General features: G+C 72.8%; 17 protein-coding genes. 10 read left to right on the top strand and 7 right to left on the bottom strand.

Annotation, left to right across the window (positions count from 1 at the left end; translation table 11 throughout):
- Positions 1-52: 52 nt before the first annotated feature.
- The 3 genes from ACZ7GJ_RS19010 to ACZ7GJ_RS19000 form a co-directional block, all read right to left on the bottom strand.
- Complete coding sequence (locus ACZ7GJ_RS19010; RefSeq protein WP_470753075.1) at positions 53-1,441, bottom strand: amidase; 1,389 nt, start codon at positions 1,439-1,441, stop codon at positions 53-55.
- A gap of 150 nt (positions 1,442-1,591) precedes the next feature.
- Positions 1,592-2,287, bottom strand: a complete 696-nt coding sequence (locus ACZ7GJ_RS19005) for an alpha/beta fold hydrolase (RefSeq protein WP_470753073.1) — start codon at positions 2,285-2,287, stop codon at positions 1,592-1,594.
- 121 nt (positions 2,288-2,408) lie between these two features.
- Positions 2,409-3,647 (bottom strand): MFS transporter, encoded by a 1,239-nt coding sequence (locus ACZ7GJ_RS19000; RefSeq protein WP_470753071.1) that lies wholly within the window; start codon positions 3,645-3,647, stop codon positions 2,409-2,411.
- Between the two features lie 317 nt (positions 3,648-3,964).
- Between ACZ7GJ_RS19000 and ACZ7GJ_RS18995 the strand changes: the two genes are divergently transcribed.
- The 9 genes from ACZ7GJ_RS18995 (at position 3,965) to ACZ7GJ_RS18955 (ending at position 16,374) form a co-directional block, all read left to right on the top strand.
- Entirely contained in the window at positions 3,965-5,017 is a 1,053-nt protein-coding gene (locus ACZ7GJ_RS18995) for a LacI family DNA-binding transcriptional regulator (RefSeq protein ID WP_470753069.1), read from the top strand.
- A gap of 204 nt (positions 5,018-5,221) precedes the next feature.
- The gene (locus tag ACZ7GJ_RS18990) at positions 5,222-6,421 is read left to right on the top strand and encodes a thiolase family protein (protein ID WP_470753068.1); all 1,200 of its coding nucleotides are present in this window, start codon (positions 5,222-5,224) and stop codon (positions 6,419-6,421) included.
- A gap of 166 nt (positions 6,422-6,587) precedes the next feature.
- Positions 6,588-8,027 carry an aldehyde dehydrogenase family protein gene (locus tag ACZ7GJ_RS18985; protein ID WP_470753066.1) on the top strand — a complete coding sequence of 480 codons (1,440 nt, stop codon included), beginning with the start codon at positions 6,588-6,590 and terminating at the stop codon, positions 8,025-8,027.
- 72 nt (positions 8,028-8,099) lie between these two features.
- Positions 8,100-8,489 (top strand): thioredoxin family protein, encoded by a 390-nt coding sequence (locus ACZ7GJ_RS18980; protein ID WP_470753065.1) that lies wholly within the window; start codon positions 8,100-8,102, stop codon positions 8,487-8,489.
- A 40-nt stretch (positions 8,490-8,529) separates the two neighbouring features.
- Positions 8,530-9,957, top strand: coding sequence for a dihydrolipoyl dehydrogenase family protein (locus ACZ7GJ_RS18975; RefSeq protein ID WP_470753064.1), 1,428 nt, complete (start codon positions 8,530-8,532; stop codon positions 9,955-9,957).
- 530 nt (positions 9,958-10,487) lie between these two features.
- Entirely contained in the window at positions 10,488-12,551 is a 2,064-nt protein-coding gene (locus ACZ7GJ_RS18970; RefSeq protein ID WP_470753063.1) for a SpoIIE family protein phosphatase, read from the top strand.
- Positions 12,552-12,805: 254 nt separating this feature from the next.
- Positions 12,806-14,269 (top strand): MFS transporter, encoded by a 1,464-nt coding sequence (locus tag ACZ7GJ_RS18965; protein WP_470753061.1) that lies wholly within the window; start codon positions 12,806-12,808, stop codon positions 14,267-14,269.
- 60 nt (positions 14,270-14,329) lie between these two features.
- A complete protein-coding gene (locus ACZ7GJ_RS18960) occupies positions 14,330-15,556 on the top strand; it encodes a hypothetical protein (RefSeq protein WP_470753060.1) in 1,227 nt (408 codons plus the stop codon).
- 53 nt (positions 15,557-15,609) lie between these two features.
- Positions 15,610-16,374, top strand: coding sequence for a phosphodiesterase (locus ACZ7GJ_RS18955; RefSeq protein ID WP_470753059.1), 765 nt, complete (start codon positions 15,610-15,612; stop codon positions 16,372-16,374).
- Here ACZ7GJ_RS18955 and ACZ7GJ_RS18950 read toward each other — a convergent pair.
- Positions 16,347-16,694 (bottom strand): DUF2087 domain-containing protein, encoded by a 348-nt coding sequence (locus tag ACZ7GJ_RS18950; protein ID WP_470753058.1) that lies wholly within the window; start codon positions 16,692-16,694, stop codon positions 16,347-16,349. The genes ACZ7GJ_RS18955 and ACZ7GJ_RS18950 overlap by 28 nt on opposite strands.
- Before the next feature lie 143 nt (positions 16,695-16,837).
- Between ACZ7GJ_RS18950 and ACZ7GJ_RS18945 the strand changes: the two genes are divergently transcribed.
- The gene (locus ACZ7GJ_RS18945; RefSeq protein WP_470753057.1) at positions 16,838-19,594 is read left to right on the top strand and encodes a penicillin acylase family protein; all 2,757 of its coding nucleotides are present in this window, start codon (positions 16,838-16,840) and stop codon (positions 19,592-19,594) included.
- Between the two features lie 75 nt (positions 19,595-19,669).
- On the opposite strand, the gene ACZ7GJ_RS18940 is transcribed toward ACZ7GJ_RS18945, so the two are convergent.
- Genes ACZ7GJ_RS18940 through ACZ7GJ_RS18930 form a run of 3 tightly spaced genes read right to left on the bottom strand, consistent with a single transcriptional unit; the run spans position 19,670 to position 21,335 of the window.
- Positions 19,670-20,320 (bottom strand): hypothetical protein, encoded by a 651-nt coding sequence (locus tag ACZ7GJ_RS18940; RefSeq protein WP_470753056.1) that lies wholly within the window; start codon positions 20,318-20,320, stop codon positions 19,670-19,672.
- A complete protein-coding gene (locus ACZ7GJ_RS18935) occupies positions 20,317-20,787 on the bottom strand; it encodes a DUF6114 domain-containing protein (RefSeq protein WP_470753055.1) in 471 nt (156 codons plus the stop codon). The genes ACZ7GJ_RS18940 and ACZ7GJ_RS18935 overlap by 4 nt, the downstream gene beginning before the upstream one ends.
- Positions 20,778-21,335, bottom strand: coding sequence for a DUF6230 family protein (locus tag ACZ7GJ_RS18930; protein WP_470753127.1), 558 nt, complete (start codon positions 21,333-21,335; stop codon positions 20,778-20,780). Before ACZ7GJ_RS18930 ends, ACZ7GJ_RS18935 begins: the two co-directional genes overlap by 10 nt.
- Positions 21,336-21,515 lie beyond the last annotated feature (180 nt).

Here is a 21,515-nt window from a genome sequence, read left to right as displayed (position 1 = left end):
CGGGACGCCCCCGGACGCCGTCAACGCCACCCAGTGGACGGCGTACCCGGCATCACGCCACGCTCGGCCACTTCGTGGCCCAGCCTTCCGATGCCTCCAGTTCCGCGGCCAGGCTCAGCAGGCGCGGTTCCGAGCCGTAGCCGCCCAGGAGTTGGGCTCCGAGGGGGAGGCCGTCCCTGGTGAAGCCCGCCGGGACGTTGACTCCCGGCCAGCCCAGGACGTTCCAGGTCCAGGCGTACGGGGCCGCGGCGATCATCGCCCGGTCCGTGGCCATGGCTCCCAGCCCCGCCAGGGCTCCGATCCGCAGCGGGGGTGTGGCCGTGGTCGGGGTGAGCACCACGTCGAACCGGCCGAAGATGCGGCCCACCCGCTTGCGCAGGCCCTCCTCCGCCCGGCGGGACAGCCGTAGCGGCAGGCCGCTCAGCAGCCGGCCCGTGCGCGCCGACTCCCGGGTACGGGGGTCCAGCAGGGCGGGGTCCGGGACCCGCGAGGCCCATTCGCGTACGCCCCCGGTTCCGCGGGGCACGAAGCTCAGGCCGATCAGGCCGTACCGAGGGTCCTCGGTGACGACTTCGTGGCCCAGGGACTCCAGGCGCCCTGCCAGCCGCTCCACCGCCGAACGGACCTCGGGGTCAAGGGACTTGGGCGTAGCCGTGAACGGCATGCCGAACGACAGCGCGATCCGCAGCCGCCGCGGTGCGCGGCGGGTCGCCTCCACCGCCGAGATGCTCGGCGGGCGGTGCAGGTCGCCCGCGTGGGGGCCGCTCGCGGCGTCGAGCAGGAGCGCCGCGTCGGCGACCGTCCGGGCCAGCACGCCGTTGACCGTGAGGCCGTGGAAGGCCTCGGGCTCCGGCCAGGTGGAGATGCGTCCGCGCTGCGGCTTCACCCCGATCAGGTGCGTCCAGGCCGCGGGGATGCGGATCGACCCGGCGCCGTCGGAGCCCAGTGCGGCCGGGACCAGTCCGGCGGCCACGGCTGCCGCCGAGCCGCCCGAGGAACCGCCGGGCGTGTAGCCGGGGTTCCAGGGGTTGCGGGTCTCGCCGAAGGCGCGGCTCTCGGTGATCGGCCACTGGCCCAGTTCCGGGGTCTGGGTCTTGCCGATGATGACCGCTCCGGCCGCGCGCAGCCTTCGTACCGCCTCGCTGTCCGCGGCCTTCGGCTCGAACTCCCCGCCGCAGCCGAACGCGGTCGGCTCCCCGGCCACGTCCATGTCGTCCTTGACGGCGATCGGCACGCCCAGCAGCGGCAGCCGCTCACCGGCCGCGAGCCGCCGGTCGGCCGCATCGGCCTCGGCGAGGGCGGCCTCGGTGCGGACGATCCGGAAGGCATTGAGCTCCGGCTGCGCGGCGGCGATGCGAAGCAGCGCCCGCTCGGTCAACTGCCGGGCGGAGACGCTGCCTTCGGCGAGTGCGGCCGCCATCTCCACCAGCCCGGTCGGCATGGCGGTGGACGAGGGCCTCGGAATGAATGGACTCGAAGGAACTAAGCCTGTTGAACCAATGGAAACAGTGGAAATCGAAGTAACCGACACCGGAACCTCCCCATTACCGCTCGGTAGAAAGAGACGGTAAAGGGGCCCGGTCGAGACCTACTAGATCCATCCCTCCAAGGACGCCATAAAGCCGCTGAAGTCGTCCCGGTGAATGGTGTGTCCGGCCCCGGCGACCGAACGGACCTCGAAGCCGCGCTTCTTGAGGAGTGCCGCCCGCTCCTCGGTGATCAGGAAGCTGGGGTCGGCGAGCTGTACCAGCGAGGGCACGATCGGCGCTGCCGGCATCAGGTCCGCGCCGATCAGCGGGGCCAGGCTCAGCGCGGTGCTCTCGTCCCACACCGCGAGGGTCGCGAGCTCGATGTCCACGTCGGCCTCCTCCCAGCGCGGGTTCATCGCACGGATCTGCTCCTTGGACGCCGCCTTGAACCGGGCCAGCGCCTCCAGCCCGAAATCGGGATCGGGGCTGGTCAGGTACCACCCGGGGTCCGAGAAGACCGCCCGCTCCGGCCGCAGGCGCGCCACCGCGAGCGAGAGCGTCAGGCCGCCCAGGGAGTGCCCGATGGCGAGTTCGGCGCCGACCGGCAGGGTCTCGACCACGTCGTCGGCGTAGAGCTCGGGGCTGTACTCGCCCCGGCCACTCGCCCCGTGGCCACGGAGGTCGACGGCGATGACGCGGTAGCCGCGGTCGGCGAGGGCGGGACCCACCCGGCGCCAGGTCCGGTGGTCGGCCATGATGCCGTGGATCAGGAGGGCGACGCGGTCGCCCTCGCCCCAGGTCTCGGTGTGGAGCTGCACGGTGGTGCCTTTCTGGAGGGTCGGAAGGGAAGGGCAGGGCAAATGCCCGGAGTCGGGCGGACGTTCGCTCAAGACCCGCCGCAGCCGGGGTTGACGGGCCGGTGGCGGTATGCCCGGGGCCCTATCGGACGCTCCTGATCGGCTTCACCGCCAGCGCCCCCGCCACCGCCAGGACGGCCGCGACGACGAACAGCGCGGTGTAGCCGCCGCTGACGGAGACGATCACCGAGGCGATGAACGGCGCGACGATCTGCGGACCGGCGTTGGCGATGTTGAGCACGCCCATGTCGCGCGCCGCGTCCTCGGCCTTGGGGAGCACCATCGTCACGAGGGCGGTGTCCACGGCCATGTAGCAGCCGAAGGCGAGCCCGTTGACGACGGCGAAGGCCAGCATCGCGCTCCAACTGGTCGACACCGCCGGAATCACCAGCGCGACGGCCGACAGCAGGGCCGAGGCGCCGACGAAGAGCTTGCGGCGGTCGAACCGGTCGGAGAGGTACCCGCCGACCACGGTGGAGAGGACCATCGCCACGCTGGTCAGCGGCATCATCACGGCCACCGCCTCCTCCGGCTTCATGCCGTCCGGCAGCACGGTGTGGTCCTGGAGGATGTAGAGCTGGTAGCCGGTCACCGCGAAGTATCCGAGGACGAGCAGGGCCCGCCCGATGAACGCCCAGCGGAAGTCGTGGTCCTTGAGGGCGCTCGTGAAGGCGGCGAGCTGCGCCTTGACGGGCATCGGCGCGCGCGCCGGGAGCCGCTGCTCGCGGGTGCACGAGGTGAACAGCACCGCCGCGCCGGCGACGATCGCGCCGAAGACGAGGTAGCCGGTGCGGTAGTCCTCGGAGTAGGCGGCGCCGAGCAGGGCTCCGAGGGTGGAGCCGAAGGGCAGGCCCAGGCCGACGGCGGCCGAGGCCTTGCCGCGGGCGCTCATGGGCACGCGGTCGGGGACCACTGAGGTGATGGCCGCCTGGTACACGTTCATGACGGCCTGGCCGAGGCACCAGGCGATGGTGATCAGGAGGATCGTGTTCGCGGAGCCGAGCAGGAACATCGCCGGTATGGCGGCGAGTCCGCCGCCCAGGATCCACGGGTTGCGCCGTCCGGTGCGGTCGGAGAGGGCTCCGGCGACCGGATTGAAGATCGTCGCGAAGATCGCCGATACCCCTGCGATCAGGCCGAAGTTGGAGACCTTGTTCGCCGGGTCGACGTGCTCGACCTGGAGCGCCAGCAGGACGCCGGCGACGCCGACGTAGAGCGCGTACATGGCGCTGTTGCCGACGAGCAGCAGCGGGAGCAGGCCGCGTCCGGGAACGGGCGCTGCGGTTGCGTCGGTGGTGGTGGCGGAGGAGGAAAGGGCCACGGTGCCCTCCTGGGCATGTTCTCGTGCGGGTGACATGGCGGATGTATGGCGGATGAGGAGTGCGAGGCGTACGAGGCGTGCGGGTACGACCGGTTGCGGCGGAGGTGGGAGGGGGTGCGCGCCGCCCCGTCGCGACGGCGGGGGTGCGACGGAACGCGACGGGTCGGCGGCACGGCTGGACACGTGCGCAGGCACCTCCGATGGGGGGCCCGACGCCTGGTTACACGTGTCAATGAATCGTGTAACCACTGTGTAGCATTCGTTTCCGGCCATCCGCTAGCCCCTGGGTGCAACCGGTCTGGAAAGATGCCACCGCAATGTCACAGTCATCGAAGCCGCCGAAGCCGCCGAAGCAGCCCCCGGGGCCGCCACAGCCCCTCACCCCGGCCCCCGTGCCGACCAGCGCCGACGTGGCCCGACTCGCGGGCGTGTCGCGCGCGACGGTCTCGTACGTCCTGAACAACGCCGAGGCCGTACGCATCAGCGAGCCCACCCGCCGCAAGGTGCGCCAGGCCGCCGAGGAGCTCGGGTACGTACCGCACGCCGCCGCCCGCAGCCTGCGGGCCGGGCACACCCGGATCGTGCTGCTGCCCACCTCCCACGTGCCGATCGGGCCGCTGTACAGCGCCTTCCTCAACGAGCTCCAGTGGGCCCTGCGGCGCCTCGACTACACCGTGGTCCAGTACGGCAGCCTCGGCCTCAGCGGCGACGAGGCGGCGCGGGCCTGGGCCGAGTTGCGGCCCGTCGCGGTGATCTCCCTCGGCGAGATCACCCTGTCCGCGCACAACGTCGCCACGCTCAAGAGGGCCGGCGCCCGGGCGGTGATAACGATGGGCCCGGTCAGCGTTCCCGGCGCGCACGCCCTGGTCATGGACCAGACGGAGGTCGGCGTCCGGGCCGCCGCGCACCTGGCGGAGCGGGGCCGGCGGCGGATCGGCGTGGTGGTCCCCGAGGAGGCGGGCCTGGAGCTGTTCTCCGTGCCCCGGCTGGCGGGCGCCCGCTCCGTCGCGGGAGCCGGGGTCGTGGCGCTCCCGATGGCGTACTCGGAGGAGTCGGCGGCGGCCCTCGCGGCCCGTTGGGGCTCGCTCGGCCTGGACGCGGTGTTCGCGTACAACGACGAGTACGCGATGCTGCTGATGCGGGCCTTCCTCGACGCGGGACTGCGCATCCCCGAGGACGTCGCCGTCATCGGGGCCGACGACCTGCTCATCGGCCGGCTGCTGCGGCCGCGGCTGAGCACGGTGCAGATCGAGCTGCCGACCGGTGACCACCTGGCGTCCCTCGTGGACCAGGCGGTCCGGGAGCCGGGCGAGGTCACCGAGCGCCACGACCTGATGGCGGCGGTCGCCCTGCACCGCGAATCGACCTGACCGACCCGGGCGGCCGCCCCGCCCCGCCCCGCCCCGCCCTGCACCCCGCCCCGCACCCGGCGCCGCAGGGAGCCCGTTGACAGCGGGTGACGGGCGGACGGAGACTGCGGGCGCGCCCCACCGGGCGTGCCCGGGGGCGTCCGCCGGTGCCGACACCGGTACCGGGGCGCCGCCGCTCGTACGGATCCGCCCAGGAGAGCCCCCATGAGCATCCGCACCGTCCGCGACGTGTACGTGGTCGACGCAGTCCGCACCCCGATCGGGAAGTTCGGCGGCGCCTTCGCCGGGGTCCGGCCCGACGATCTGGCCGCCCACGTGGTGCGCGCGCTCGTGGACCGTACGCCCGCGCTCGACCCGGCCCGCATCGACGACGTCGTCTTCGGCGACGCCAACGGCGCGGGCGAGGACAACCGGGACGTGGCCCGGATGGCGGTGCTGCTGGCCGGCCTGCCGGCGACCGTGCCGGGCGTCACCGTCAACCGGCTCTGCGGGTCCGGCCTGGAGGCCGTGATCCAGGCCGCCCGGGCCATCGCGCTCGGGGACGCCTCCGTCGCGATCGCGGGCGGCGTCGAGTCGATGACCCGCGCCCCCTGGGTGGTCCAGAAGCCGGAACGGTCCTTCCCGGCCGGTCACCAGCAGATGTGGTCCACCACCCTCGGCTGGCGGATGACCAACCCGCGCATGCCCGCCGAGTGGACCGGCTCGCTCGGTGAGGGCGCCGAGCTCATCGCGGACAAGCACGGCATCACCCGCGAGGCGCAGGACGCCTTCGCGCTGGAGAGCCACCACAAGGCCGCGGCCGCCTGGGCCGCCGGGCTGTACGACGACGAGGTCGTCGCGTACCCCGGTGTGGACCTCGTACGGGACGAGTCCATCCGGGAGGGGTCCACGCCCGAGGCGCTGGCCCGCCTCAAGCCCGCCTTCCGGACGGACGGCAGCGGCACGGTCACCGCCGCCAACGCCTCCCCGCTCAACGACGGGGCCGCCGCGCTGCTGTTGACCGACGAGGCGGGGCTGGCGGCCACCGGCCGGGAGCCGCTGGCCCGGATCAGCGCGTCGGCCGTCACCGGCATCGAGCCGCAGCTCTTCGGGCTGGGCCCGGTGGAGGCCGTCGGCCGGGCGCTGGCCAAGGCCGGCCGGGGCCTGGCCGACCTGACGGCCTTCGAGCTCAACGAGGCTTTCGCGGCGCAGGCGTTGGGCTGCCTCGCGGCGTGGCCGGAGCTGGACCCGAAGGTCGTCAACCCGCGCGGCGGGGCCATCGCCATCGGCCACCCGCTCGGCGCCTCGGGTGCCCGGTTGGCCGGATCGGTCGCGCACCAGTTGGCGGCAGCGGGCTCCGGAACCGGCATGGCGGCGCTGTGCATCGGCGTCGGACAGGGCATCGCCCTCGTTCTCGAACGCTGAACGCCGTTCGGGCGGCGGGTGCAGTCATCCGGTCGTCGATCGTTTCCAGTCATGATGAACCGTCAACTGCCCAATAACTGAACAGAAGTGGCGCCTCCGGTCTGGCACGATGGCGCGTGCCGCCCCCGCCCCATGCCCGCCCATCCCCACCCGGAGGCCCCGCGCCATGCCACTCCTCGATCCGACGCTCTGGCAGGACGGACCCACCCTCACCGGCGGCACCGCCCCGGTCGTCGAACCCGCCACCGGCCGCACCCTGGCCACCATCGACCTGGCCGCCCCGGTCGACGTCACGGAGGCCGCCGTACGGGCCCGGGCCGCGCAGCGGGACTGGGCGCGGGCCACCCACCTGGAGCGCGCCGCCGTGCTGCGCCGCGCCGGGGACCTGTTCTCCGTACACGCCGACGAGCTGCGGGACTGGCTGGTTCGGGAGTCCGGGTCGATCCCCGGCAAGGCCGCCTTCGAGCTCCACGTCGCCGCGCAGGAGTGCTACGAGGCCGCCGCGCTGGCCTCGCGCCCGGCCGGGCAGGTGCTGTCGAGCGAGGAGCCCCGGCTCTCCTTCACCCGGCGCGTGCCCGCCGGGGTGGTCGGGGTCGTGGCCCCGTTCAACGTCCCGTTGGTCCTCGCGGTCCGCTCGGTCGCGCCGGCGCTGGCGCTCGGCAATGCGGTGCTGCTCAAGCCGGACCGGCGTACCGCGGTGTGCGGCGGGCTCGCGCTCGCCGCCGTCCTCGCGGCGGCCGGTCTGCCGGCCGGGCTGCTCCAGGTGCTGCCCGGCGGGGCGGAGACGGGGGCCGCGATCGTCGCCGACCCCCTGGTCCGGGTGGTCTCCTTCACCGGATCCACCGAGAGCGGCCGCGCTGTCGCCGAGCTGGCGGGGCGTCACCTCACCCGCGCTCACCTGGAGTTGGGCGGGAACTCGGCGCTCGTCGTACTCCGGGACGCCGATGTCGAGGCCGCCGTTGCGCAGGCCTCCTGGGCTTCCTTCTTCCACCAGGGCCAGGTGTGCATGACGGCGGGCCGGCACCTCGTGCACGCCTCGCTGTACGACGAGTACGTAGAGCGGCTCGCCGCGCGGGCCGAGGCCCTGGCGGTGGGGGACCCGTACCGCGAGCAGGTGCACCTGGGGCCGCTGATCGACGCCGGCCAGCTGGAGCGGGTCCACGCCCTGGTGGAGGCCAGTGCCGAGCAGGGGGCCAAGCTCGTCGCGGGCGGCACGCACCAGGACCTGTTCTACCGTCCGACGGTGCTCGCGGGCGTCGGGGACGACACCCCCGCCTACACCGAGGAGGTCTTCGGCCCGGTGGCGCCCGTACGGTCCTTCGCGACGGAGGAGGAGGCGGTGGCGCTGGCCGCGGCCGGCCCGTACGGTCTCTCGCTCGGGATCGTGACCCGGGACGCGGCACGCGGGCTGGACCTGGCGGCCCGCATCCCGACGGGCATGGTCCACATCAACGACCAGACGGTGAACGACGAGGCGGTGGCCCCCTTCGGCGGGGTCGGCGCCTCGGGCACCGGCGCCCGTTTCGGCGGCGAGGCGAACCTCGACGCCTTCACGGAGCTGCGCTGGACCACGCTGCGCGCAGCGCCCGGCGGTCACCCGTTCTGACCCGCCAGGAATGCTGCGGGCGGGTCGTTCGTTCAAGGAGCACAAGCAGCATTTCAGGAGGTCTGGAGAACCGTGGCTACTGTCGAACTCACCAAGGAGAACTTCGATCAGACGGTGAGCGAAAACCCGTTCGTTCTGATCGATTTCTGGGCGGGCTGGTGCCGCCCCTGCCTGCAGTTCGCCCCGGTGTACGAGAAGGCCGCCGAGGCGAATCCGGACCTGGTCTTCGCCAAGGTGGACACCGAGGCCCAGCAGGAGCTGGCCGGCGCCTTCCAGATCAGCTCCATCCCGACGCTGATGATCGTCCGGGACCAGGTGGCCATCTTCTCCCAGCCCGGCGCGCTGCCCGAGGCGGCGCTCACGGACCTGATCGCACAGGCCCGCGCCCTGGACATGGACGAGGTACGGGCGAAGATCGCCGCGCAGCAGCAGCCCGAGGACCCCGGCACGCCGGACGCCTGAGTACGTGACGGGCCCGCGGCCGCCGGTGACACTGGCCCGTATGACTGAAGCGGTGCAGTACGACGTGGTGGTGATCGGCGCGGGTCCGGCCGGCGAGAACATCGTCGACCGGACCCGCGCCGCGGGGCTGAGTACGGCCCTGGTGGAGAGCGAGCTCATCGGCGGCGAGTGCTCGTACTGGGCCTGCGTGCCGAGCAAGGCCCTGCTGCGCCCCGCCCTGGCCAGGGCCGACGCGCGCCGGGTGCCCGGCCTCGCCGGGGCCGTCGGCGGGCCGCTGGACACGGCCGCGGTGTTCGCGCACCGGGACTACTGGACCGGCAGTTGGAAGGACGACGGCCAGGTCGACTGGCTGGACTCCATCGGCGCGCACGTCTACCGCGGCCACGGCCGGCTGTACGGGGTCCGCAAGGTCGCCGTCACCAGCCCCGAGGGGGAGCACCACGTGCTCTCCGCCCGGCACGCCGTGGTCGTCGCCACCGGCACCCGGGCCGTGGTCCCCGAGCTCCCCGGCATCTCCGGGGCCCGGCCGTGGACCAGCCGCGAGGCGACCTCCGCGCAGGCGGCGCCCGGCCGGCTGCTGATCGTCGGCGGTTCGGTCGTGGCCGCCGAGATGGCCACGGCCTGGCAGGCCCTGGGCTCCGAGGTCACCGTGCTCGTACGGGGCCCCCGGCTGCTGCCGCGCATGGAGCCCTTCGCCGGGGACCTGGTCGCCGAGGCGCTGCGCGAGGCCGGCGCGGTGGTCCGTACCGGGGTCGAGGTCGAGGCCGTCGTACGGGACGGGCCGACCGGGCCGGTCACGGTCGTGCTGGCCGGCGGCGAGAGCCTGGAGGGCGACGAACTGCTGATGGCCACCGGCCGCTCGCCGCGGACCGAGGACATCGGGCTGGACACCGTCGGGCTGACCCCCGGCGACTGGATCGCGGTGGACGACAGCTGCCGGGTCCCCGGACACGACTGGCTCTACGCGGTCGGTGACGTCAACCACCGGGCACTGCTCACCCACCAGGGCAAGTACCAGGCACGTATCGCGGGCGCCGCCATCGCCGCACGCGCCGCCGGTACACCGCTCGACACGGCCCCCTGGGGCGCCCACGCGGCGACCGCCGACGCGCAAGCGCTCCCGCAGGCGGTCTTCACCGACCCCGAGGCCGCGGCCGTGGGCCTGACCCTCGCGGAGGCCGAGCGGGCCGGGCACCGGGTCCGCGCCGTGGACTACGACCTCGGCAGGGTCTCGGGCGCCGGGCTGTACGCCGACGGGTACCGCGGCCGGGCGCGCATGGTCGTGGACCTCGACCGCGAGATCCTGCTCGGCGCCACCTTCGTCGGTCCGGGCGCCGCCGAACTCCTGCACGCGGCCACCATCGCGGTCGCGGGGGAGGTGCCGATCGAGCGGCTCTGGCACGCGGTCCCGGCCTTTCCGACCATCAGCGAGATCTGGCTGAGGCTGCTGGAGGAGTACAGGGGATAGCGACCGCCGCCAAGTACGAGCGGCGAAGGTCTCCCGGCATGGTGTGGGGGGAGGCGTGACCGGAGTGCCTACGGCGGGTGTGGGCGCTGCCTCGTAGGTTTCCGCCGCCCCGCGATCACTCACCGTCGACCCGCGGCCACCCGACGGGCTCTGAGCCCGCCCGGCGCCCCGGCATGCCCGTGGCTGGGCCCGGGCCTGGAGCCGCCATCCGCCCCGCGGCCCCGCCGGCGCCCGCACCCCGTTACCCCGTCCGCCGCGCCGCGGCCCCCGTCGCACCGGTGTTCGCGTCCCTTCCCCCGGGGCGGGCGGGCGAAGCCCTTCCGGTTCCCGGGGCCCCAGGCAGGCACGTCGGCGGGCCGGTCCAGCCGGACCTTGCGCACCTGACCGGGCAACTCGTCATACGGCGCCGTGAGGCGGCGCGGCAGGCCGCTCGACGCCGACGGTCCGTCTTCGCCACCGCACGCTTCCCGCCGCGCGCCGCCGATGGTGCCCGCATAATGGATGGAACGGCGGGTGGAAGGGGACGTCTCGTGCCATCGGCTCTGCCGGGGGGCGAGAATGTTCACGGCCCGTTCTGGTCCGAACCGGGGACGCTGCTGGAGCACGTGCCCGTGGCCGTCTTCGGTGTCGATGACGGGGACACGATCTGTTACTGGGGGCCCGGCGCGCGGGACCTCTTCGGGTACGACTCCACCGACGTCCTGTCGAAGCCCGGGGCCGTTCTCTTCGCCGACGGGTCTCGGAGCGGCTCCGAATCCTGCGCCCGGCTGACGGAGCGAGGCCGGACCCTCGGGTACTGGAGGGGCCGGCTGACGGCACGGCATCGTGACGGCACGTTCTTCGAATGCGGTTTTCGGGTCTTTTCCGTGACCGGAGCCGGAGGGTCTTCGGAGGTGATGATCCTGGCGAGCCGCAGCCGCGAGCTCGATCGGGTCAAGACCAACCTCGCCTTCCTCGACGCCCTCTTCGAGACCTGCCCCATCGGCCTGGTCATGCTCGACCCGGACCTGCGGTACGTCCACCTCAACCAGGCACTCGCCGACATGGACGGCCTTCCGATCGAGGCGCACCTCGGGCGGCGCATGGACGAGGTCATGATCATGTCCGACGGCGGCGAGTACCAGCGCATGCTCCGGGCCGTCGCCCTGGGCGGAGCGCCGGTTGTGGGGGCGCTGGTGGGCATGCGCCCGCGCGGGCATCCGGACCGCGACCAAGTACGGTCGGTGAGCTTCTTCCCCCTGAGCCAGGCGGTCGGCTCGCGCCCCGGAGTGGGTGGGCTGATGGTGGACGTGACGGACCGGGAACTGGCCATCCTGGAGGCCACCGCCAGCCGTCGGCGGCTGGCTCTGCTGGACGGGGCCTCCACTCGCATCGGGACCACGCTGGACGTGAACCTCACCGCTCAGGAGCTGGTCGACGCGTCGATGCCGGACTTCTGCGACGGCGCCGTGGTCGAAGTCGTGGAGTGGATGGACGAGGCAGAGGTCTTTGACCCGGCGCGGCCGCTGTTCACCCGCAGGATCGCCTCCGGGACGATCCTGCCCCCGCCGGCCACCGAGCTCGTCAGCGGAGTGGAGCAGGTGCGGTATCCGCCCGGCTCCGTCATCCACGACATGCTGAGGACCGGCCGCGCCATCTCCGCCGCGGTGAACGAGGAGTTCCTGGCCCGGACCGTCCTCATCGAATCACGCGCACGACTCTTCGCCGAGAGCGGGTTGGCCTGCGTCCTCGTCGCCCCGCTCATCGCCAGGGGCACCGTCCAGGGAATCGCCATGTTCGGCCGGTCCCGGGACCGGCCGGCCTTCACCCGGGACGATGTCAGCCTTGCCGGTGAGCTCGCCTCACGCGCTGCGATCTGCCTGGACAACGCCCGTCTGTACAGCCGCGTCCAGGACATCGCCCTCACACTGCAACGGGCCCTGCTGCCCAGCGTGTTGGCGACCAGTCCGTACGTGGACGTGGCCCACCGGTACGTGCCCGGCAGCCGGATCACCGAGGTCGGCGGCGACTGGTACGACGTGATCAACCTGCCCGACGGCCGGGTCGTTCTCGTGGTGGGCGACGTGATGGGGCACGGAGTGTCGGCTGCCGCCGCCATGGGCCGTCTCCGCATCACCACCAAGGCCCTGGCCAGGCACGACAGCGAGCCTGCCGACCTGCTCACCGAGCTCGACGCGTGCGCCCAGGAGGCCGGCATCCAGCTGGCGACGTGCCTGTACATCGTCTACGACCCCAACACCGGCCGCGCCCGCATCGCCAGCGCCGGCCACCCCCCGCCCCTGATGCTCCGGCCGGACGGCACGGTGGAGACCATCGACGAGGTCCTGGGAGTTCCCCTCGGCGTCGGTGGCTTCCCTTTCCGGACGGCCGAGATCGAACTCCCCGGGAACGCGACCCTCGCCCTGTACACCGACGGCCTCATCGAGGCACGCGGCCGGGACATCGAGGCCGGTCTGGAAGCACTGCGCGCCGAACTGGGTAGATCCCCGGGGCCGTTGGAAGCAATGGCGGACCGCATCCTGGCGAGCCTGCTGCCCACCCCGCCCGCCGACGACACGGTTCTCGTCCTCGCCCGCGTCCACCGCTCCCCGTAGTGCACAACCCCACCATGCACGCCTGCGCACGGTCATTCCCGAACGGCGCGAACGCGCCGGACCTCGGCTTGCGAGGTCGGTAACCGCGTCTTATATCTGGACAAGCTCGTACATTACGGGCTCATGCTCCCATATTCCGCGGCCCCGCCTCCCGGGGCCCGCCCGAAGGGATGAGATATCCCGTGGCCCGAGCCGTGACTCCCACAGGCCCCGCCGCGGAACGCCGCTCCACGTCCGGATCCGGACGCTGGGCGATGCTCGCTGTGCTGTGCGCCAGCCTCCTGCTGGTGGCGATGGACGCCACCATCCTCAACGTCGCGCTGCCGTCGCTCATCGACCACATGCGCCCCTCCGCCCTGCAACAGCTGTGGATCATCGACATCTACGGACTGGTACTCGGCGGACTGCTGGTCACGACCGGCGCCATCGGCGACCGGTTCGGGCGCAAGCGGCTGTTCCTGATCGGCTTCGTCCTGTTCGGCGTGGCCTCGGTGCTGGCCGCGACCGCCACGACCCCCGCCCAGCTCATCGCCGGCCGGGTGCTGCTCGGCCTCGGCGGCGCCCTGGTCATGCCGTCGACCCTCTCCCTGATCCGGAACATCTTCACGGACCCGCGAGAACGCTCCCTCGCCATCGGCATCTGGGCCGCCGTCGCCGGGGCCGGAGCCGCCATCGGCCCGCTGGTCGGCGGACTGCTCGTCGAGGCGTACGGCTGGTCCGCGGCTTTCTGGGTCAACGTTCCGGTCGTCATCCTGACCGTAGCCGTCGGCATCTGGCTGCTGCCCGAGTTCAAGGCCGCCGGCACACACCGGCTGGACTGGCTCAGCGCCGTGCTGTCCGTCGTCGGCATCGTCGCCCTCGCCTGGGGCATCAAGCACGTGGCCAAGGGCAGCCTGGCCCCCACCGACCTGCTGATCCTCGTACTGGGCCTGGCCGTCCTGGCCTGGTTCGCGCGCCGCCAGCTGCGGCTGCCGGACCCACTGCTCGACGTGCGGCTCTTCCTGGCCAAGCCCTTCACCGCTGCCGCTCTGGTCACGCTCATGGCGATGCTGGCCGCCGGTGCGGCGCTGTTCCTGGTGTCGCTGTGGTTCCAGTACGTCCACGGGTACTCGCCCTTCGAGGCGGGCCTGCGCATGCTGCCGGTGGCCATCGCCATGCTGGTCGGGTCCCTCCTCGCGCCGCGGCTGATGCACACCATCGGGGTGCGCGCGGTGATGGGGACCGGGCTGGCGGGCCTTCTGGCCGGTTTCCTGGTGCTGGCGATGTCCCCCGAGCCGACCTCGTACGGGTACGTCGCCGTCTTTCTCGTCACGTTGGGACTGGGTGACGGGCTGGCCATCACCACGGCGGCCTCGGTACTGGTCTCCGCCGTGCCCGCCGAACGCGCCGGCCAGGCCGGCGCCGTCTCCGAGACCGCGTACGAGCTCGGGGTGGGCCTCGGCGTCGCGCTGCTCGGCTCGATCCACGGAGCCGTCTACGCCGGCCGGATGCCCGATTCCACGTCCGCCCTGGCCCACGAGTCGATCGGCGGCGCGAAGGAGGCCGCCGAGGCGCTGCCCGGCGCGGCCGGCGAGCAGCTGATGGAGGCGGCCCGGTCCGCCTTCGACAGCGCCCTGACCGTGACCTCGTACGTCTCCGTGGGGATCGTCGCGGTCGTGACCGCGCTGGTGCTGTGGATGGTGCCGCGCGACTTCAAGGCCACCGGCAGCGGGCACTGACCCTCCTCCACCTCGGGAGCTCGTCCGAGGCCGCACGTAGCCGCCGAGTAGCATCCCGGGATGCCGAAGACGATCGAGACGCTGAGCCCCGAAGCCGGGCGGACCGACACCGCGGGCCTGCGCGGGTACGACGCGGACGCCCTCGCGCTGTGCGCCGTCGACGCGGCGCAGCCGTGGTGGCGCCGCAAGGCCTGTGCGCAGGCGCTGGCCGGCCGGGTGCCGCCCCGGCGTGTCGCCGAGCTCATCGGCTGCCTCCAGGACACCGGTGACGCGGGCTCGGTGCGCATCGCCCTGCTGGACCTCCTCGCGGACCGCCCGGAGCTGCTGCCCTGGCTGAGGCACGAGGACCGGCTCCAGGAGAACGCGTACGGCATGACCGAGGCGGTGCTCAAGACCCGCGCCGCGCTCGGCGACCGTACGGCGGCGGGCGCCCTGGCGACGCTCGCCTTCAGCCCGTGGCGCCACCGGCGGGAGCTCGGCGAGGCCGCGCTGGACGAACTGGCCGACCGGTACGGGGTCGAGGCGGTGCTGGCCGAACTCGGCGGCGGTCGGCCCGAGGACCGCGCCTTCGGCGTCCGGATGCGCCACCGCGCCGGCCAGGACGTGACCGGCGCGCTCGCGGACCCCGACCGGGGCGTCGCGTACCTCGCCCTCACGCTCGTGACCGATCCGGAGCGGCTGCGCGGCTGCGTCGCCGAGGCGCCGACGGAGGAGGCGAGGGTGTGGGCCGTGTACGCGCTGCACGGTCTGACCGGCGACACCGCGGAGACCCGCAGGTGGTACGGGGCGCTGGGGCGGCCCCGTACCGAAGTGGCCGGTCTGGACGAGGAGTTGCGCGCGGCGATCGTCCACGAGTACGGGCCCGAGTGCGCGGAGCGGAGCGATCCGCGGTGGCGCATGGAGGCCCTGTGCACCGAGCCGCCGCCGGCCTGCGACCGGGCCGCGCAGCTGCTGCGGGCCACGGCCGCGCTCACCGCCGCGGGGCTCGCGCCGAAGGCGCCCGTCTCCTGCGGAGCGGCCAACCGTCAGGGGGACGGGACGTACGACGTGATCGGCTACGGGGAGAGCGAGAGTGGGGGCGGGGGCGAGGTGTGGATCAGTACGCTCGGCCGGTTCGCCGCCGATCACGACGAGAATCCGGCCGTCCGCCGCGCCCTGGAGTCGGCCGGCTTCCGCTGGATCGACGCGGAGCTCGGCGCCGTCCGCGTCACCGGGCTGGGGGTCTACTACTTCGGCAGGCGCGACCCGTTGGACGTTCACTCGCTGCTGTTCTACTGGCAGGACTAGCCGGACTGGCAGGGCCAGTGAGGCACCGACAGCGATGAACGGAGTCACCACTCGTGATCGTGATCGCCCACCTCAGTGACACCCATCTCGACGGCGGCAGCCGGGCCGCCGGGCGTGCCCGCGCCGTCATGGAGTACCTGGACGGGCTCCCGTACGACCTCGACGCCGTGCTGGTCAGCGGTGACATAACCGACCACGCGACCGCCGCGGAGTACGAGGAGGCCCGCAAGATCCTCGACTCCCGCCATCCCGTGGCCCTGTGCCCCGGCAACCACGACGACCGCGCGGCCTTCCGGCGGGGCCTGCTGGGGGAGCGGCAGGCGTCCCCGGCCCCGGTCGACCGGGTGCTCCGCGGGGACGGCTTCGTGCTCGCGATGTGCGACTCCTCGGTCCCCGGCGAGCACCGGGGCTTCCTGGCGGACTCCACGCTGAGCTGGCTGGACGCGGTCCTGGAGGGGACGCCGCGCGACGTGCCGGTCCTGGTGGCCTTCCACCACCCGCCGGTGCCGCTGCACATCCCGTACGTCGACAAGGTCCGGCAGTTCGGTGAGGAGCGGCTGGCGGCGCTGGCCGAGCGGCACCCGCACCTGACCGCGTTCCTGTGCGGGCACGCCCACACGGGCGCGGCGACGACCTTCGCCGGGCGGCCGCTGCTCGTGGCGCCGGGTGTGGTGTCCACGTGCAAGCTGCCCTGGGAGGCGGCGACCGGTGCGAGCGAGTACCTGCACCTCGACGAGCCGCCGGTGGTCGCCTTCCACGTACTGGGCGAGGACGGGCGGTTGACGACGCACTACCGGGTGGTGGTCGCCCGCCGGTAGCTGCTGCCGTCCCGGGTCCGGGTGAGATGGCCCGAGGTGATCAGATAGCGGCGCAGTGCCGAGCAGTCCTCGTGCACCGTGCGCAGGGCGTCGTTCACCTCGGGCTCCGAGTAGTCGCGGTCGGTCGCGAAGAGGGTCTCCGTGAGGTGGGCGAGCAACTGCTCGCGCCGGGCGGCCTTGCGCGGGATCGCGGTGAGGCGGCCGCCGGAGAAGAGGTCGGACACGCCGCGGGCCGTGGTGGCACGTTCGGCGGTGACGCGTTCCGTGGTGACGCGCGCGCCGGGTTCGGACGGCTGTTGGTGATCGGTGCTCTGTGACATGCCTGCGAGCTTCACCCGGCAGCCTCGCCCGGGGCAACGGAATTTCCGGGACCCTGAAAAAGTGACGGTCGCTCACCTTACTGAGTGGTAGTCGCGCCAGTACCCTCCCCGTGACCCGGTTCCTGCCCCACGGAGGAGCACGTATGAGACGTCCCACCGCCCGCCTCGCAACAGCCTTGGCCACTGCACTGGTTGCCCTCGGCGCCGCCCTGCTCACCCCCCTCGCGCCCGCTTCCGCCGCCCCGGGCGACGCCCCGGTGCCGCTCCCCGTCGCCGACTACTGCGGCAACCGGTGCAGCGACATCCTGCCGCCCGGCCAGAACGGCAACGCCACCCTCGCGCAGATCCTCCTGCACCAGGCCTTCGGCACGATGCCCGGCCACGCCTCCGACCAACTCGCCCGCTACGACGCCCTGGTGGCGGGATATCCCGGCCTCACCGACGCCAAGGTCAACGACTTCTTCAACGACGCCTCCTTCGGCGTCCCGGCCGACCAGGTCGAGTCCACCACCAGTCCGCGCCCGGACGTGACCATCACCCGCGACAAGAAGACGGGCGTCCCGCACATCAAGGGCACCACCCGCTACGGCACTTCCTTCGGCGCGGGCTACGCCGCCGCCCAGGACCGGCTCTGGCAGATGGACCTCTTCCGCCACGTCGGCCGCGGCGACCTGACCCCCTTCGCCGGCGGCGCCCTCGCCAACCAGGGCCTGGAGCAGCAGTTCTGGCCGCAGGCCCCGTACACCGAGGCCGATCTCCAGGCCCAGGTGGACCGGATCCGCACCACCGAGGGCGAGCGCGGGCGCCTCGCGATGGAGGACGCGCAGGCCTACATCGACGGCATCAACACCTACCGCACCCAGTCCAAGGACGGCCGCTACTTCCCCGGCGAGTACGTGCTCACCGGCCACATCAACTCCATCACCAACGCCGGTGAGATACAGCCCTTCAAGATCACCGACCTGATCGCCCTCGCCTCCGTCGTCGGCGGCCTGTTCGGCGGCGGCGGAGGCGGCGAGGTACAGGCCGCGCTCTCGCTGCTCGCCGCGCAGCAGAAGTACGGTGTGGAGGAGGGAACCCGCGTCTGGGAGTCCTTCCGCCAGCGCGAGGACTCCGAGGCCGTCCTGACCGTCCACGACGGCACGAGCTTCCCCTACGCCCAGAAGCCCGCCGACCCGCAGGGCACGGCGCTGCCCGACGCCGGATCGGTCACCGCCGAACCGCTCGTGTACGACCGTACCGGCGCGGCGGCCACGGCGGCCGCCGCCAATCCGCCGAAGCCGGTCAAGCAGAGCATGTCCAACGCCCTGCTCGTCTCCGGGGCGAAGACCGCGAGCGGCCACCCCGTGGCCGTGTTCGGCCCGCAGACCGGTTACCTCGCGCCCCAACTCCTCATGCTCCAGGAGCTCCAGGGCCCCGGCATCAGCGCCCGCGGCGCCTCCTTCGCCGGCGTGAGCATGTACGTCCAGCTCGGCCGCGGCCAGGACTACGCCTGGAGCGCCACCTCCGCGGGCCAGGACATCACCGACACCTACGCGGTGCAACTGTGCGAGCCCGGCGGGGGCGCCCCGACCAAGGCGAGCACCTCGTACGTGTACCGCGGCGCCTGCACCCCCATGGAGAAGCTGGAGCACACCAACGCCTGGAAGTCCTCCGTCGCCGACCCCACCCCCGACGGCTCCTACCGGATGCAGGTCTGGCGCACGAACTACGGCATCGTCACACACCGCGCAACCGTCGGCGCCAAGCCCGTCGCCTACACCTCGCTGCGCTCCACGTACCGCCACGAAGCCGACTCGATCATCGGCTTCCAGATGCTGAACGACCCCTCGTACGTCAAGGACGCCCGCACCTTCCAGGAGGCGACCCAGCACATCGGCTACGCCTTCAACTGGTTCTACGCCGACTCCCGCGAAGCGGCGTACTACAACAGCGGTTCGAACCCGATCCGCCCCGCCGGGGTCGACCCCGCCCTCCCGGTGCGGGCGGAGCAGCAGTACGAGTGGCAGGGCTTCGACCCCGCCGCGAACACCGCCGCCTACACCCCGCCCGCCGAGCACCCGCAGTCCATCGGGCAGGACTACTACATCAGTTGGAACAACAAGCAGGCCAAGGGCTACGCCGCGGCCGGCTTCGGGATGGGCGCCGTCCACCGCGGCGACCTCCTCGACAAGCGGGTGCGGCCCCTCGTCGCGGCGGGCGGGGTCACCCGCGCCTCGCTCACCCGGGCCATGGCGGAAGCGGCCGTCACCGACCTGCGCGCCGAGAACCTGCTGCCCGAACTGCTCGCGGTCCTGCGCAGCGCCCCGAGCGGGGACCCGGCGGTGACCGCCGCGATCGACAAGCTCGCCGCGTGGCAGGCGGCCGGCGCCAAGAGGAAGGAGACCTCGCAGGGCTCGAAGACCTACGCCCACGCGGACGCCGTCCGGATCATGGACGCCTGGTGGCCGCTGCTGATCGAGGCGGAGTTCAAGCAGGGTCTCGGAGCCCCGCTCTACGACGCCCTGCGCGCCTCGCTGACCGTCGACGAGGCACCCAACGCGGGCCACGGGCCCACCGGCTCGCATGCCGGCTCGGCCTTCCAGTACGGCTGGTGGAGCTACGCCGACGAGGACCTGCGCATGGTGCTGGGCCGGCCGGTGGCCGAGCCGCCGTCCCAGGTCTACTGCGGAGGCGGCTCGCTCTCCGCGTGCCGTGACGCGATGGCCGCCACGCTGAAGCAGGCGGCGGCCGCCACCCCTGCGGCCGTGTACCCGGCCGACGGGACCTGCGCGGCCGGCAACCAGTGGTGCGCGGACGCGATCGTCCAGCGTCCGGTCGGCGGGCTCAAGCACCCGCAGATCAACTGGCAGAACCGGCCCACCTACCAGCAGGTGGTGGAGTTCCCGGCGCACCGCTGAGGCTCCGGGCGCGCAAGGACCCGCCGGCCCCGGATCGCTCCGGGGCCGGCGAGCCTCGCCGTGCGGGGGAGGGCCTCAGGGGCCGACGGTGATCTGCTGCGCCGGGTCGGTGGTGTCGGTGACCTTGTACACGGCGTTGAAGGTGGACGAGGTCGCGCTCGTCGGGCAGCCGAAGCCGCCGGTGACCTTGACCGGCACGGAGGCGTTGGTGAAGGCCAGGCTCGGCGGGGCGCCGTTCGTCCAGGTCCCGCCGACACCGGCCGGTGCCGTGGGCGCGGCGACGACGGTACAACTGGCCAGCCCGGACGTCTTCAGTACGAGCCCGCCGACCGGCACGCCCATGGTGGCGGCGATGGGCGAGCCGTTCTGCATGGACACCGTCCAGGGGCCGCTGGTGGTGACCGTGGGGGTCACACCGGGCAGGCTGGCCGTACAGGAACTGAATGTCGGCGGCGAGATCGGCGAGGAGACCGGCCCGGCCGCGTTCTGGTTGCCGGGGGCGGCCGGCACCGCGCCGGTGGCGACGGAGACCGAGCAGGTCACCGTGACCGATCCGGCCTTGAGGGTGGCCTTCCCGCTGAGGGTGGCGTTGAAGGAGTGTCCGGCCGGGGTGACGGTGGTCGACCCGGCCAGGGGTAACGGCGCTGCGGTGGCGGAGACCGAGGCCAGCGTCAGGGCTCCGGCGGCGGCCATCCCGAGGGCGAGCGCGGTGCGCGAACGGCTCATGGCTGTGCTCCTTGGGGATCGTGGTGCGGGGTGGGGGAGGGGGGTGTCGCGGGTGTGGCGGACAGCGGGGCGGGTGCGGTGGTCGGGGGCGCTTCCGGGTCCCGTTCGGCGGAGGCGCGCGGGGCGGCGTACGGCTGCCAGGCGAACATCAGGCCGCCGCCGAGGATGCCGAGCAGGGTGCCGATCAGGAACCCGCCGAGGTTCGACAGGACCAGCGCGGAGGTGGCGATGAGCGTGGTGAGGACCCCGGCCAGGCTGCGCTGCGGGGGCGAGAACCAGGCGGTGAGCCCGAGCACGATCATGACGATCCCCATCAGGACGGACGGGATCCCCGCCACTCCCTGCTGGAGCATGATCTTCAGCGGCGCCAGCGGCAGGGCGCATATCTCGGCCCCGGCGAGGATGGCCAGGAGCCCGCCCCAGAACGGCCGGCTGCGCCGCCACCGCCGCCAGCGGCTCAGAAGCATTCCTTCTTGCCCTTGGATATGTTCATGCTCAGCCCGGAGAGCTTGAAGGTGCCGGCGTTGGTCGCCCAGGCCGTCTGGCGGAGATCGGTGATGCTGACGGTGTCCGCCTGCTGGGCGAACAGGTCCTGCATGCCCACGGCTTCCGTCGGGCCCTTGTCGAGGGTGGAGGCGTCGCGCCCGATCTCGATGTTGGTGAAGACCGCGTCGCCGGAGAGCTGCGTCGCGTCGACGAACAGGTTGCTCGCCTCGACGGGGCTCTTGTTGCCCGCGGTGAGGTTGAGCGAGATGTCCCCGATGATGGGCAGGGTGGTGACCACCGACTGGCAGAGGCTGTTCAGCTTCGCCTCCCGGATGGCGGTGACGGCCACGGGGATGAGCTCCTCGCGGGCGTTGACGTCGACGCTGCCGTACTGGGCGAAGCCCTCGCCCTCCAGGCTCTTCGCCGAGACCTTGAACTGCTGGCCCGAGACGGCGAAGGAGGCCGCGAGCGCGCCCTGGGCAAGGGCGATGCCGAGACCCGCGGTCACGGCGACGGCGGGCACGGTCAGGACGGCGAACCGGCGCCAGCGGACACGGCCCGTGCCGCCGGGGGGCCCGGAAGGCTCGGAGGAATCGGGTAAGTTCGGGTTCGGGGCATCTGTCACGAGATCAACCCTTTAATCGGCTGTGCACCGTTGTTACCGACGAGTTGAATGTAAGAGTGCCAATGGGGGTTGGCAAGGTTGCTC

The organism is Streptomyces sp. NPDC037242, from assembly GCF_055604165.1.
Note: the sequence above shows the minus strand (reverse complement) of the source record. Positions and strands in the feature narration are given on the sequence as shown.